Raw genomic sequence first — 13,436 nt, forward strand, 5'->3', positions numbered from 1 at the left:
CAAAACTACTGGGCCCGCTCCCGCCTGCCAGCCCATCCAAGGGATGGAGCACGGCCGAGGGCTAGCCCTACCGCGTGATCAAGCCTCGCTCAACAACCCCATGCTCTTACCCTTGAGTACCGCTTGCGTGCGGCTGCGCACCCCTAACTTGGCGAACAGGTTATGCAGATGCCATTTGATCGTGGCCTCCGACAAATGCACCGCCTGGGCAATGTCACGGTTCGACAAGCCCGCCGCCACGAAGCGCAAAATCTCCCGCTCGCGGTGGCTAACATCTTGATTCTCATTGAAACTTTCAGGATCTACGGCCAACCGGCGGCATTGCTCACGAAGCAACTCCGCCACCCCTTGCCAAGCGGCTGAACGCTTCGGTTCCGCCACCCGCCAGGCGTCCCAGAGCGGTAGCAGCCACAACGCATCATCCTGGAATAACCGGCGGTAGCCACTGTTCCAGGCATCTTCGAGGGTTGGCTGAAACAAGGCGAAGGCTTTTTCGCTGTTACCTTTGCGCCAATACGCCACAGAAAGTAACAAGGACAGACGCAAGCGGCGGTCACGCTGGTGATCCGCGGTTTGTTTTGCCAAGCAGGCTTCCAGACTGGCTTGCGCTTTATCCGCACGCCGCTCGCAGAGAGCCAGGCGTGCCTCGGAAAGTGCCAGCGCAGTCTCTGCATCGAGGTAACGCCCTGCCGGCAACACGGCCAAGTGCCGCTGCATTTGCAAGCACACGCGCTCGGCCTCATTCGGCCGCCGCAACCAGAGTAGAAACTGCACCTTACAACTCATGCCCAGGGCAAACACGCGTTCGTAACCTGCACCGTGCAGCTCTGCCAGCCATTCGTCGAGCTGGGCCAGACCTTGCTCGGGCTCGCCAGCGAAGAAACGCGCCCGTGCCATGACCAATTTGCCCCGGCTAATCAACTCGATCGGTGTCGCAACGTCGCGCCAGGTCGTGGCCAGTGGTAATTCGGCGAGAATGGCCGCATGCCGATCCTGTTCGTAGAGCAAATCCGCATAGGCCAGGGCCAACGGCCCGCCGACCCGACTGCGCCGACCGAACACCCGCTCCACCCGCCCGCGCGCGGCCTCGGCCAGTGCGCGCCCGCGCTCGAGTTCACCGTTCTCCTTGCAGATCAGTGCCTCGATCAAGCTGGTCATCACATGCAGGTATTCACTTTCGACCAGGCGCAAGTTGTCACGCGCCAGCGCAATCGACTTGGCCGCTTCGCCGAATTCACCGAGTAGCGCATAAGCCGCCGCTTGCACGCAGGAAAGGCTGGCGCGAAATACCGGCTGGTTATCCGGCGCCATACCCAACCACTGCCGGGCGACTTTCAAACAGCTTTCCAATTTGTCTTGATACAGCAGTACCAAGGCCTTGAGGACCTGCGCCGCCGCTAACAACTCCAGCAAGCCGAAGTGCATACCCTTGCCACGGCCTTGCAGCAAGCGCGTGCTGACCTCCTCTATCAGCGCTTCGGCATCGGCGAACTTCTGCTCGAAAGCCAGTTGCCAGGCATAGAAAATCTGAAACACTGCATGCTCGCGAATCACCTCGGTTGGCACGCTCTTGAGTATCGCGAGAATGCCATAGACCCGATTACTCGCGATCAGTCGCGCACCCTGCCGCTCCAGCAACTCCGCCGCAAAGCTGTAGTCGCGGGCGCGCAAGGCGTATTTGATCGCGCGATCCGGCAGGTCATGGCTCTCACACCAGCGCGCCGCAGAATGCAGCAACGTCGCGGGATCGCTACGCCTGGCCAAGCGTCCCTGGAGAAACTCGGCAAACAGGTGGTGAAATCGAAACCATTCACCCTGCTCGTCCAGCGGAATCACGAACAGCTGCTCCGTTTGTAGCCGCATCAGCATATCGAGGCCATCGCGCCTGCCAGTCAGGGCATTGCACAACTCCGCATTGAACTCATCGAGCACCGAAGTCTGGTCAAGAAACAGCTGCAAGCTCTCCGGCAGACTGGCGAGCACGTCCTCGGCCAGATAATCGGCGATGTTGCGCTCGGTACCGGACAACCCCGCGAGAAAGGCTGCTCGATTCGGGTGTCGGGCCAATGCCAGTGCCGCCAAGTGCAATGCCGTGATCCAGCCTTCGGTGCGGGCCTGCAGCAGAGTTAGCTCAGCGCTGCTCAGCGACAGCTGTTTGACTTCACGAAAATAGGCCTCGGTCTCATCAGGCGTCAGCCGCAAATCTTCGGCTTTAAGCCAGAAGGCCCAACGCTCTAGCGATGGCTGTTCGATCAACAACTGTGGCTGATAGCGCGTGCTCGTGAGCAGATGCACCGTCGGCGGCAGATGCTCGATCAGGTAGCGTGCGGCCGGCCCCAATGCAGGATGCCGGATGCGATGGAAATCATCCAACATCAGGTAGATATGGCCATCCAGGCGTTTAAGATCAGCGAGAAAAGCGTCAATCAGTGCCTCCTGCGGCCAACTCACATCGCCCTGCAACAACCCCGCGGTGTTGCTGCCGAAACCTGGGTGTACCGCGTTGATCGCCGCCACCAGGTATTGCAACAGGCGTTGCGGTTCGCTATCCGACTCATCGCAAGACAACCAGGCGACTCGCGCCCCAGTACTCAGCAGACGCTGGCGATACTGGCTGAGTACGGTGCTTTTACCAAAGCCGGCTGGCGCACTGAGGATCACTAAACGCTGTTCGCGCGCCGCGAACAACCGCTCGATCAAAGCGGCACGCGTCAACTGCGGCCGGCCGCCGGCATCCGCGGGGAACAGCTTGGTGCGCAGTAAGGGGAAACCCTGAAGGTGCGTCAAAGGAATGGTCATGACTGGAGTAGCCCCAGCTCGCGGGCGCGACGGATGGCTTGCGTCCGATTACGCACCTTGAGCTTCTCGTAGATGTTATGCAGATGCCATTTGACAGTGCCCAAGGCCAGCGCCAATTGCTGGCCAATCTCGTCATTCGACATCCCCTTGGCCGCCAACAAGACCACTTCGCGCTCGCGCTCGGTAAGCCCCTCTTCCAACACTTCAAGCGACTTACGCGCACCCTGCCCTGGCCAAATCGCCAACAAGCCACGAACAAAGCCTTGCAATGCTGGCTGCCGCTCGGCCGCTTCCAAGTTCTGCAAGAGCAGGCGGATCGCCTCGCCTTCCTCGATAAACAGGCTGCGCACACCTTCACGCTCGGCGCTGATCAAACATTGCACCAGCAGCGTCTGCGCCCGCTCCTGATAGCCCAAGCGCTGGTAACTGAGCGCCGCCAGCAGGTCCAGGTGTAGCCGTTGCAGACCATGCCAGCCGTTTTGCAACTGACCACGCAGCTGGGTGATCTCATGCAGCGCTTCGCTGTAATGAGCACGCGCCTGTTGCAAACGAATCCGCGTCAAACCCTGGACCCAGAGCACAGGGTTAAAGGCCATATGCCGATAATTGGCGGCCAACTTGTTCCAGTCCACACTCTGAAAACGCTGCTCGGCGCGTTTGACCCGGTCCGGCGCCGGCTCCTGCAGGATCAGCGCGATCTCATCACCGGCGGCTTGCGCATAGAAGCGCCAGGACTGGTTCCGCGCCGCCAGGTTCTGCATTAACACCAGGCTGGCGAGCGCTTCCTTTGGTTTGTCCTGCATGCACTGGGTGCGCGCCAGACTCAGCATGCCCTGGGCATAGAGGTCGATCGGATTGATCACATCGACGGTCGCCAGCGCCCAGCTCAGACGCTTCTCGACACCCTCCAAACGCGCCTGATGGTAGGCAATCAGCGCCTCGGTGATGGTCGGTAGCACCAAGGCCCGCGATTTTTCCCCGAACCAGGGAATAAGCCGAGCACGCAATTGTTCGAACCGCAGTTGCGCCTGCTTGATTTGTCCTTGTTCAAGGCACAGAAGAATCTCGACATTCGCCAGCTGCATGTCCAGGTAGCGGCCTTCGAGGAAGTGTTTGCGCTGTTGCGCCAAGGCCAGCAGACGCCGGGCCTGCTCGGGTTGCGCGAGCATGACCTGGGCCAAGGCGCCAATGATCAGCATGGCCACCTCCAGAAAGGCGGTATGTTGCCCCAGTTGCGCCTCAACCTTGCGCGCCAAGCTGACGCACGTTTCCAGGTCATCCTTCTGTAGGGCCAGCACTGCTTTGATCGCCAGGATGGCCAACATGTTGTCGCCCAAGGGGCCTTCGGACTTGTCCTTGCCCCAGCGCGCCAGCAGCTCATCGAGCATGCCGTTTGCTTCCGGCAACGACAGCTCCGCGGCGCGCGTCCAGACATCGGCCAAAACCAGCACCGGAAAGCGCTCGGCAATCTCATTCGGCACATGCTGACGCCAGCGATGGATCAGGTTGAGTTGACCGCGATTGATCAGCTCGAGGCCGCAACCATCGACCAGCGCGGCCAGCATCTGCGGATCCTCGGCCAGGCACGCGTGTTCGATAGCCAGGTTCTGCATATGGTGGTTGGTAAACCACAGGCTGGCATTGAAGTGCAACTGGTTGAGCCGCTCCGGATCGCGCTCCTTCAGCCGCGCACGGAGGAAATCCGCGAACAGGTTATGGAAGCGATACCACTGCCGCTCGCGATCCAACGGCAAGAGAAACAGCTGCATCGCCTCTAACCGCTCCAGCAAGCGTTGACCATCCTGGCGGCCGGTCAGCGCGTTGGCCAGATCGCCACTCAGTTGCCTGGCCACGCCGAGAGCCAAGAGCACTTCCTGCATCTCCACTGACAACTGCTCGAACACGCTGCGCAGCAGGTAGTCACCGACCGCAGCCTGATCGCCGCCCATCTCGGCCATTTGCTGGGAGGCTTGCGGCTGATGACGTAACCACAGGCTGGCGAGATGCACGCCGACCATCCAGCCTTCGGTATGTCCATGGAGTGCCGCGAGTGCCGCATCGTCCAAATGCAGGCCACCACGATCGAGGTAATCGCGGGTTTCCGACTTGGTCAGGCGCAGCTCTTGGGAACCGACTTCCAGCAGCAATTCCTTGGCCCGCCAGGTCGCCAGATTCAGTGCGGGCTGCGAACGGCTACCGACAGCCAGGGCAAAGCCGGCCGGGGCGAACTTCACCAGCCGATTGAGGCCGCTAAGCAACTCGACATCGTGGATCAGATGCAAATCATCGAGCACCAGCAGCAACGGCTGCTCGTGCTGGGCCAGGTCGACCAACAGGCTTTCCATCACTGCCGCGACTGGGACCCGCATGGTGTTCTGCAGATAGCCTAGAGCGTCCTCACCGAGCCCCGGAATCGCGGCGCTCAGCGCTTCGATCAACTGCAGGAAGAACCGCGAAGGGTCATCGTCCTCAGGGCTCAGCGAAAACCAGGCGACAACGCTACCGGCGAGGCCGCGGGCTTGGGCCATGGCCGCCATCGCGGTGGTCTTGCCAAAGCCGGCAGGCGCGGAAAACAGCAGTAAACGCGCATGCGGGTGAGCAGCCAAGGCCGCTTGCACCTGTGGTCGGGTCAAATAGTCAACGGGCACTGGCGGTGGCGTCAGCTTTGAGCGCAGTAAACTACCGGCGGCTGGATCTATCACTACGTCCATGGCCTGGATCCCTTGATAATTATTGTTGTGGTGCGACCGTTCTAACACTTGGGATCTATCCATACTAATCAGCTCGCTATCTCCGAGTAAACCCACGCAGAAGCTCTAGGATGAATGCTGGCGGCGGTCTACAATCGGCTTCCGCGCTCGCCTGACCGTCTCCATGCCTACTTGTTCGTTACACCCACTGCCTTATCGCGCAGATCCTGCCGACTACTTTGCCGCCGTGCGCCAGGCACCCGGCGCGGTGTTGCTGGACTCCGGACGGCCGATGGCCCAGCGTGGACGCTATGACCTTATCAGCGCCTGGCCATTGGCGGAGCTGGCGCCGGGCGCTGACGAATCGGCCAACGACTTTCTCCAACGCCTACGCGCAGGGCTGGCCAAGCTGGGTTCAGCCACAGCCCCGGCAGATTGCGAGTTGCCCTTTATCGGTGGGCTGATTGGCTACCTGGCTTATGACTTTGGTCGCCGCCTAGAGGCAATACCCATTCAAGCCGTGAATGACCTGAACTTGCCCGATGCGCACTTCGGCCTCTATGCCTGGGCCTTGATCAGCGATCACCAGCTCGGCACCAGCCAATTGGTGTTCCACCCGGCCCTGGCAGATGCGGAACGTGAGCGCCTGCGTAAACTGTTCAGCCAACCGACGGCCGAGCCAGCCCAGCCCTTTCAGCTAGACCCTGCGTTCCACGCTGACTTGAGCGAAACGGCCTACCACCAGGCGTTTGAACGTATTCAGGCCTATATCCAGGCCGGCGACTGCTACCAAGTCAACTTCGCCCAGCGCTTCCAGGCGCCCTGCCAGGGCGATCCCTGGACGGCTTATTGCGCTTTGCGGGCTGCCTGCCCGACACCGTTTGCCGGTTACCAGACGTTGGCCGATGGCGGCGCGATTCTCAGCCTGTCGCCGGAGCGCTTTCTGCGGGTCAGCCAAGGCCAAGTCGAAACCCGCCCGATCAAAGGCACCCGCCCCCGCGGCCTGACGCCGGAAGACGATGTCGCGCAGGCCAACGAGTTGCTGGCCAGCCGCAAGGATCGCGCGGAAAACCTGATGATCGTCGACCTGCTGCGTAACGACCTGGGGCGTAGCTGTAAGACCGGCTCGGTACGGGTCCCAGAACTGTTCGCCCTGGAGAGCTACCCCAACGTCCATCACTTGGTCAGTAGCGTCACCGGCGAGCTGGCCGCGGGCAAGGATGCGCTGGATCTCATCGCCGGCAGTTTCCCTGGCGGCTCCATCACCGGCGCGCCAAAAATCCGCGCCATGCAGATCATCGATGAACTGGAACCGACGCGCCGCGCGCTGTATTGCGGCTCACTGCTGTATCTGGATGTGCGCGGCGAAATGGACAGCTCCATCGCAATCCGCAGCCTGCTGGTGAAAGACGGCCAGATCAGTTGCTGGGGCGGTGGCGGGATAGTGGCGGACTCCAACTGGCAGGCGGAGTATCAGGAATCCATCACCAAGGTTCGGGTTCTGCTGGAAACCCTGGAAAACCTCAACTCCCCCGTTATTCCCGCGTAGGCGGAATCCAGCCCACAGGAAAAACCACAAAGAAGGCCCGCATTGCGGGCCTTTTTACTTACCGCTTGCAGCCTTAAAGGCTGAGTTCGCGGTCGGACGCCTTGAGGAACTCGCGTTTGAGGTCTTCATAGGTGTGCACGGCCGGGAACTGCGGGAACTCACGAATGACGTTTTCCGGCGCATGGAACAGAATACCGGCGTGAGCCTCGCTGAGCATGGTGGTGTCGTTGTACGAATCCCCCGCCGCGATAACTCGGTAGTAGAGGCTTTTGAAGGCCAGAACAGACTGACGCTTGGGGTCCTTCTGGCGCAGCTGGTAGCTCACCACGCGGTCGGTTTCGTCAGTGATCAACTTGTGGCAAAGCAAAGTCGGGAAGCCCAGCTGACGCATCAACGGCTGAGAAAACTCGTAGAAGGTGTCGGAGAGAATTACCACCTGGAAGCGCTCACGCAGCCAGTTCACAAACTCCACAGCGCCGTCCAGCGGCTTCAGGGTGGCAATCACTTCCTGAATATCGGCGAGCTTCAGGCCGTGCTCATCCAAGATCCGCAGGCGCTGCTTCATCAGCACGTCGTAGTCCGGAATATCCCGGGTGGTTGCCTTGAGCGCGTCGATACCAGTTTTTTCCGCGAAGGCGATCCAGATTTCCGGCACCAACACACCTTCCAGGTCGAGACAGGCGATTTCCACGGGACACTCCTAGAGAGGATTTAAAAGAAGGCGGCACTCTAGCCGCTCGCCCGGCGCCGTGCAACGCGGCGTTATGCCCGTATAACGGCCGATGCAGGTACTTGGTTATTTAGGCGCTTAACGGCTTTTTGTTACCATCGGCAGCACAGAGCGTTCAGCGCCACTAAAACTAGGAAGCCTGCCTGATGAGCACCCCCTTCGATGTCGCCGAACTGGCCGCGACTTACGCCAGCAAATCCCCCCAGGAAATTCTCAAACTCGCCTTCGAGCACTTCGGTGATGAGCTATGGATTTCCTTCAGCGGCGCCGAGGATGTGGTGTTGGTGGATATGGCCTGGAAACTGAACAAAAACGTCAAAGTCTTCAGCCTGGACACCGGCCGCCTGCACCCGGAGACCTACCGGTTTATCGAGCAGGTGCGCGAGCATTACGGCATTGCCATCGAGCTGATCTCGCCCGATCCGCGTCTGCTGGAACCCATGGTCAAGGAAAAGGGCCTGTTCAGCTTCTACAAGGACGGTCACGGCGAATGCTGCGGCATCCGCAAGATCGAGCCGTTGAAACGTAAACTTTCCACCGTCAAAGCCTGGGCCACCGGCCAGCGCCGCGACCAGAGTCCCGGCACCCGCAGCCAGGTGGCTGTCCTGGAAGTGGACAGCGCCTTCTCCACCCCAGACAAACCGCTGTACAAGTTCAACCCGCTGGCGAATATGACCAGCGAGGAAATCTGGGGTTATATTCGTATGCTCGAACTGCCCTACAACAGCCTGCACGAACGCGGCTTCATCAGCATCGGTTGCGAGCCCTGCACCCGTCCGGTACTGCCCAACCAGCACGAGCGCGAAGGCCGCTGGTGGTGGGAAGAAGCGACTCAGAAGGAATGCGGGCTGCACGCCGGCAATCTGATTGCGAAAAAATAACGCTTGCTGGCCCTACCCGCTTGAACCCACGACCAACAAAGCCCGGCACTTGGCCGCAATGCTGTTCACTTAAGCATACGTCTTCGCCTTTTATCCCCTCGCCCCTCTGGGGAGAGGGTTAGGGAGAGGGGTGCATGCCAGATGAATTCACTTTTGCCCGCTATTTACCCTCTCCCCCAGCCCCTCTCCCGTAAACGGGAGAGGGGAGCTCAGGCGCACATCGCTTAAGTGAACAGCATTGGGCACTTTTGGCCGGGCTTTTGTTGTTGGAACACCCTCAGTAGGTCGGCAACTCCACACCGTGGAACAACTCTTCCAACTCGGACTTGTTGTGGCACTGCACGGCCTTAGCCATCACATCACGAGTCAGGTGTGGAGCGAATTTCTCGATGAAGTCGCACATGAAGCCACGCAGGAAGGTGCCGCGACGGAAACCGATCTTGGTCACGCTGGACTCAAACAACTCGCTGGCATCCAGCACCACCAGGTCCGGATCGAGTTTCGCATCCACAGCCATTTTGGCCACGATACCAACCCCCAGCCCCAACCGTACGTAGGTTTTGATTACGTCGGCATCGGCCGCAGTAAAGACCACCTTAGGGGTCAAACCACGGTGGCTGAAGGCTTCGTCAAGTTTGGAGCGCCCGGTAAAGCCGAATACGTAGGTCACGATCGGATATTCGGCCAAAGCCTCCAGCGTCAGCTTCGGCAACTTGCTTAGCGGATGCCCTTGTGGCACCACGACACAGCGATTCCAGCGATAGCAAGGCATCATCACCAGGTCGTTGAACAACTCCAGCCCCTCGGTAGCAATCGCGAAATCGACGGTGCCGTCCGCCGCCATCTCGGCGATCTGCATGGGCGTACCCTGGTGCATGTGCAGGGCGACATCCGGATATTGCTTGATAAAGCCGCTGATCACTGACGGCAAGGCATAGCGCGCCTGGGTGTGCGTGGTGGCGATGGACAGCGTGCCCTTCTTCTCATTGGAAAATTCTTGGGCTATCTGCTTGATACTCTCGACCTTGCGCAGAATTTCCCCAGCAGTGGTGATGATCCGCTCGCCGGCTGGCGTCACCCGAGTCAAATGCTTGCCACTACGGGCAAACACTTCAACGCCCAACTCATCTTCCAGCAGTCGGATTTGCTTACTGATCCCCGGCTGCGAGGTGTAAAGGCTTTGTGCCGTGGCGGAAACGTTGAGGTCGTGGTGCGCCACTTCCCAGATGTAGCGCAATTGCTGGAGCTTCATAAATATCCCTCAAAGCAAATAGACGGCGCTGCGAACGCCAGCGGCGTTATATAACCATATTAGTGGTTAGAAGAATAAAACTAGACGATTTTTTCAGCGTTGCACGCCATTCGTCTAACAGTCCGTCAAAGCTCCCCACGGCCGCGATGCTGCAACATGGGCACTAAATAAACCGGCACTTCAGATAATTGCACCAAGCGCGCGGCCGTCCGCCCCAGCGGGATATCCTGCGCCGCGCCATGGCTATGACTGCCCACAACCAGCAAATCCACCGAAAATCTCTGCACCTCATCGAGAATCACCAGCGGCGGATCACCTTGCACCACGCGCACCGCACGGATCAGCGCCATGTCCTGCTGTGCCTCGCCCAGCTCATCACGAAAGCCCTCGAACACTCGCTGCTCAATGCTCGCCATGACGGTGCTGAGGCCATTGCTGCGCATCTCCTTAAGGAGGTCTTCGTCGAGGTAGGTCTGTAACACTGACTCGGCGAACAAGCCCATCGGCTCTACCGCATGCACCACATAGAGCTCGGCATTAAAGGCTCGCGTTAATGCCAAGGCGTGCTGCAAGACGTAGGGGGCGTACAGGCCAAGATCGGTAGCGTAAAGAATCGAACGAATCATGCGGCCTCCTCAACTGCCAGCTTACGGGCCTTGCTTGAGCTTAGCAGCGCTAACCGCAAATCGAGGCAGCGGGAGCCTTCCGAGACGAATGGCTGAGCGTGGTTCTACCGCTGGACGTTTATAGCTACAGATATAACTACAGACGCCCGACCACAGACTTATAACTGCGGCTCGTTGCTGATGCCATGCGGCACATGCCCGGTGGCGACCACCTCGCGGGCTTTTTCGCAATGACCCGCTTGATCGTCGAAGAACACATCGGCGCCGAAAGTTTCGAGGATCGCCGCCTTTTCCAACCCGCCGAGAAAATAGGACTCATCGAGGCGGATATTCCAATCGCGCAAAGTGCGAATGACTCGTTCATGCGCCGGTGCCGAACGCGCCGTCACCAGCGCGGTACGGATCGGGCAAGCCTCTTGCGCAAACTCTTGTTGCAAGCGATGCAGCGCCGCCAGAAACGGCTTGAACGGCCCACCTCCCAGCAACTCCCGCGCCGACTCGCGCTCGTGGGTCTGGAAGGCGGCCAGGCCACCCTGCTGATACACCCGCTCGGATTCATCGGAAAACAGTACGGCATCACCGTCAAAAGCTATCCGCAACTCCGTGCTGGCCGCCCGCCGCGCACCACCGGAGAGAATCGTGGCCGCGCCGAAGCCGGCCTTCAGGGCGCTGCGCACGTCCTCTGCGTGAGTAGATAGAAACAAGTGGCAACCGAACGCAGCCAGGTAAGGATCAGGACTACGTCCGCCGACAAAGGCCGCGCGGGAAATGCCGAGACCGTGGTGCTGGATCGAGTTGAACGCACGCAGGCCGGTGTCCGCACTGTTGCGCGAGACTAAAATCACTTCCACACGCTGCTGGCCCAGCGAGCCGTTCAGAGCGAGCAGCTTCTCCACCAATGGAAAGGCATCGCCTGGCGCGAGGATCTCTTCTTCATGTTCAATCTGATACTGGCGATAAGCCTCAACGCCCTCGGTTTCGTAAACCCGATGACTTTCGCGCAGGTCAAACAACGCCCGCGAGGAAATCGCCAATACCAGCTTATCGCCCAGTCCCTTGCTCATGTCGACCTCAGCTCAGATTGCGCGCATCGAGAAAAGCTAATGCCTGATACAGCGTCTGGATTCGCGGCAATTCACAACCGACCTGCCCCGCAGCCGCCAGAGGCGCAGCGTAGATGGCCCGCAACTCTAACGGCCGGTGTTGAACGTGGTCGTGGTACATGCTTGGCAGGTAATCTGACATGCGGTCAGTCGCGGCGAGCAACTTGCCGGCAAAACCTTCTGGCAATTGATGGCCGCATGCCGCCGCGCCCTGCACCACTTCTTGCATGATCGCCTGGATCAGCGCGCGGCTATCGGCATTGGCCATCAACGCCGTGGTGCCCGCATTCAGCAAGACCGACAAACCGTTATAGGGCACATTCCATACCAGTTTCTGCCAACGTGCCTGCTCTAGATTAGGCATGGAGCTGGAGTCCAGCCCGGCGGCTTTGAACAGTGCCGCGCCCTCTTCCGCGATACTCAGTTGGGCAGCCCGATCGACCGCCGGTCCCGAGTGATAGCCCAGATTCACCCCGCCCAGCGCCTGGTGCTCAATCACACCTGGCGCCGCACGATGGACACAAATAAAGCAGAGACCGCCGAGCAAATGCAGTGACTCTGGCAACAACGGGCGCAAGGCCTCCTCTACCGCCAAGCCATTCTGTAGCAATACGACCTTGGCGCCCGGCACGGCAGCCTGCTCGATAAGCGGCGCCAGCGCCGCATTACTGGTGCTCTTGGCTCCCACCAAAAGCCAATCACAAGGTGGCATCTCGGCAGCAGAACGATAGGCCTGCACCGGCTTCAGACTGAGCGCCCCATGTACCGAGCTATTCAACTGTAAGCCTTGCTCAGCGACCGCCGCGAACTCGCTGCGCAATAAGAAATGCACATCAAAACCCGCGCGCGCCAGCATCAAGCCATAAAAACCACCGATAGCACCGGTGCCGATAATGCCAATACGCGGGCGTTTGAATTCAGACATCAGGGAAGCTCCTCTGCCGAGCGAGTCAAAGCCTCGCCCAGGACATTTACTAAATCGACGGTGCTCAAACGCGACTGCACCGCGCCGAAAAACCGACCATCACGCACGATAAACAATGCCGGCAGATGAAATACCTCATAGCGCTCGACCAGGCCGCCATTCTCGCCGGCATCTATCCAGCAGAGCCGGTCTATCGGCAGGGCCAGTTTCGGCAGTTCGCGGCGGGCCCAACGACAACTGGCACACCCTATGCTGGTAAAGATCAGCAGAGAGATTCCAGACAGGTCGAGCAGACGATGATCCGCATCGAAATCCGTCAGTTCCAGTTCGGCCACTATACTGTTCAAAGCGATGTCCATCTGCCGACATCCGGAGTCAATTTTCATGCGACAGTTTCTGCGTCACCCCAGCGATATGCCAGTGGAGTTGGTTCTGCGCAAGCACGCATTCCTACCCCGGCAGCGGCTGCACAATATCAGTCTGGGCGGGGTCGCATGCAACTCCAGCAAAGGCTTCCGCCGAGGCACCGCGGTGGAACTGCGCATTCCGCTGCTCGGCGAGCAAGCGCGTTACCCTGGCGTTGTCGCCTGGTGTCGTAAGCAGTCCGATGACTATCTAGTCGGCATCGCCTTTATCGACGAAGACACGTTGTTTCGCGCACGGATGGTCGAGCAAGTTTGCCAAATCGAGCATTACCGCCACCAGCGCGAACAGGAGCTGGGCGAGCAACTGCCGGTCGAAGCCATTGCCCACGAGTGGATCGCGCAACATGCCGCAGCATTCTCCAACGTCAGCCCGAACTAGGCATTTCGCCACTTTCCGCCCGATTAAAGCACCCCGGCCCCATTGTCTAGGCGACCTCTAACGCGCTAAGGTTCCGT

At 59.7% G+C, this 13,436-nt stretch carries 11 protein-coding genes; 3 read left to right on the forward strand and 8 right to left on the reverse strand.

Annotation, left to right across the window (positions count from 1 at the left end; all coding sequences use genetic code 11):
• Positions 1-78: 78 nt before the first annotated feature.
• Positions 79-2,799, reverse strand: coding sequence for a helix-turn-helix transcriptional regulator (locus tag D3879_RS16135; RefSeq protein WP_119955298.1), 2,721 nt, complete (start codon positions 2,797-2,799; stop codon positions 79-81).
• On the reverse strand, positions 2,796-5,510 hold the full coding sequence (locus D3879_RS16140) for a winged helix-turn-helix domain-containing protein (protein WP_177412446.1): 2,715 nt from the start codon (positions 5,508-5,510) through the stop codon (positions 2,796-2,798). Before D3879_RS16140 ends, D3879_RS16135 begins: the two co-directional genes overlap by 4 nt.
• Positions 5,511-5,673: 163 nt before the next feature.
• Here D3879_RS16140 and pabB point away from each other — a divergent pair, with 163 nt between their 5' ends.
• Entirely contained in the window at positions 5,674-7,038 is a 1,365-nt protein-coding gene (gene pabB / locus D3879_RS16145) for an aminodeoxychorismate synthase component I (protein WP_119955299.1), read from the forward strand.
• Between the two features lie 73 nt (positions 7,039-7,111).
• Here the strand turns inward: pabB and thrH are convergent, their stop codons facing one another.
• Positions 7,112-7,729 (reverse strand): bifunctional phosphoserine phosphatase/homoserine phosphotransferase ThrH, encoded by a 618-nt coding sequence (thrH, locus tag D3879_RS16150; protein WP_119955300.1) that lies wholly within the window; start codon positions 7,727-7,729, stop codon positions 7,112-7,114.
• A gap of 185 nt (positions 7,730-7,914) precedes the next feature.
• On the opposite strand from thrH, the gene D3879_RS16155 reads away from it, so the two are divergent.
• Complete coding sequence (locus D3879_RS16155; RefSeq protein WP_119955301.1) at positions 7,915-8,649, forward strand: phosphoadenylyl-sulfate reductase; 735 nt, start codon at positions 7,915-7,917, stop codon at positions 8,647-8,649.
• 277 nt (positions 8,650-8,926) lie between these two features.
• Here the strand turns inward: D3879_RS16155 and cysB are convergent, their stop codons facing one another.
• The 5 genes from cysB to D3879_RS16180 form a co-directional block, all read right to left on the reverse strand.
• On the reverse strand, positions 8,927-9,901 hold the full coding sequence (gene cysB, locus D3879_RS16160; protein ID WP_119955302.1) for an HTH-type transcriptional regulator CysB: 975 nt from the start codon (positions 9,899-9,901) through the stop codon (positions 8,927-8,929).
• Between the two features lie 125 nt (positions 9,902-10,026).
• Positions 10,027-10,527: a universal stress protein gene (locus D3879_RS16165; protein ID WP_119955303.1), complete on the reverse strand. Its 501-nt coding sequence runs from the start codon at positions 10,525-10,527 to the stop codon at positions 10,027-10,029.
• Between the two features lie 158 nt (positions 10,528-10,685).
• A complete protein-coding gene (locus D3879_RS16170) occupies positions 10,686-11,591 on the reverse strand; it encodes a 5'-nucleotidase (RefSeq protein WP_119955304.1) in 906 nt (301 codons plus the stop codon).
• Positions 11,592-11,598: 7 nt separating this feature from the next.
• Positions 11,599-12,555 (reverse strand): putative 2-dehydropantoate 2-reductase, encoded by a 957-nt coding sequence (locus tag D3879_RS16175; protein ID WP_119955305.1) that lies wholly within the window; start codon positions 12,553-12,555, stop codon positions 11,599-11,601.
• Complete coding sequence (locus tag D3879_RS16180; protein WP_119955306.1) at positions 12,555-12,941, reverse strand: YbbN family protein; 387 nt, start codon at positions 12,939-12,941, stop codon at positions 12,555-12,557. Before D3879_RS16180 ends, D3879_RS16175 begins: the two co-directional genes overlap by 1 nt.
• Here D3879_RS16180 and D3879_RS16185 point away from each other — a divergent pair.
• A complete protein-coding gene (locus tag D3879_RS16185; RefSeq protein ID WP_119955307.1) occupies positions 12,940-13,359 on the forward strand; it encodes a PilZ domain-containing protein in 420 nt (139 codons plus the stop codon). The genes D3879_RS16180 and D3879_RS16185 overlap by 2 nt on opposite strands.
• Positions 13,360-13,436 lie beyond the last annotated feature (77 nt).

Source organism: Pseudomonas cavernicola (assembly GCF_003596405.1).
Classification (GTDB): domain Bacteria; phylum Pseudomonadota; class Gammaproteobacteria; order Pseudomonadales; family Pseudomonadaceae; genus Aquipseudomonas; species Aquipseudomonas cavernicola.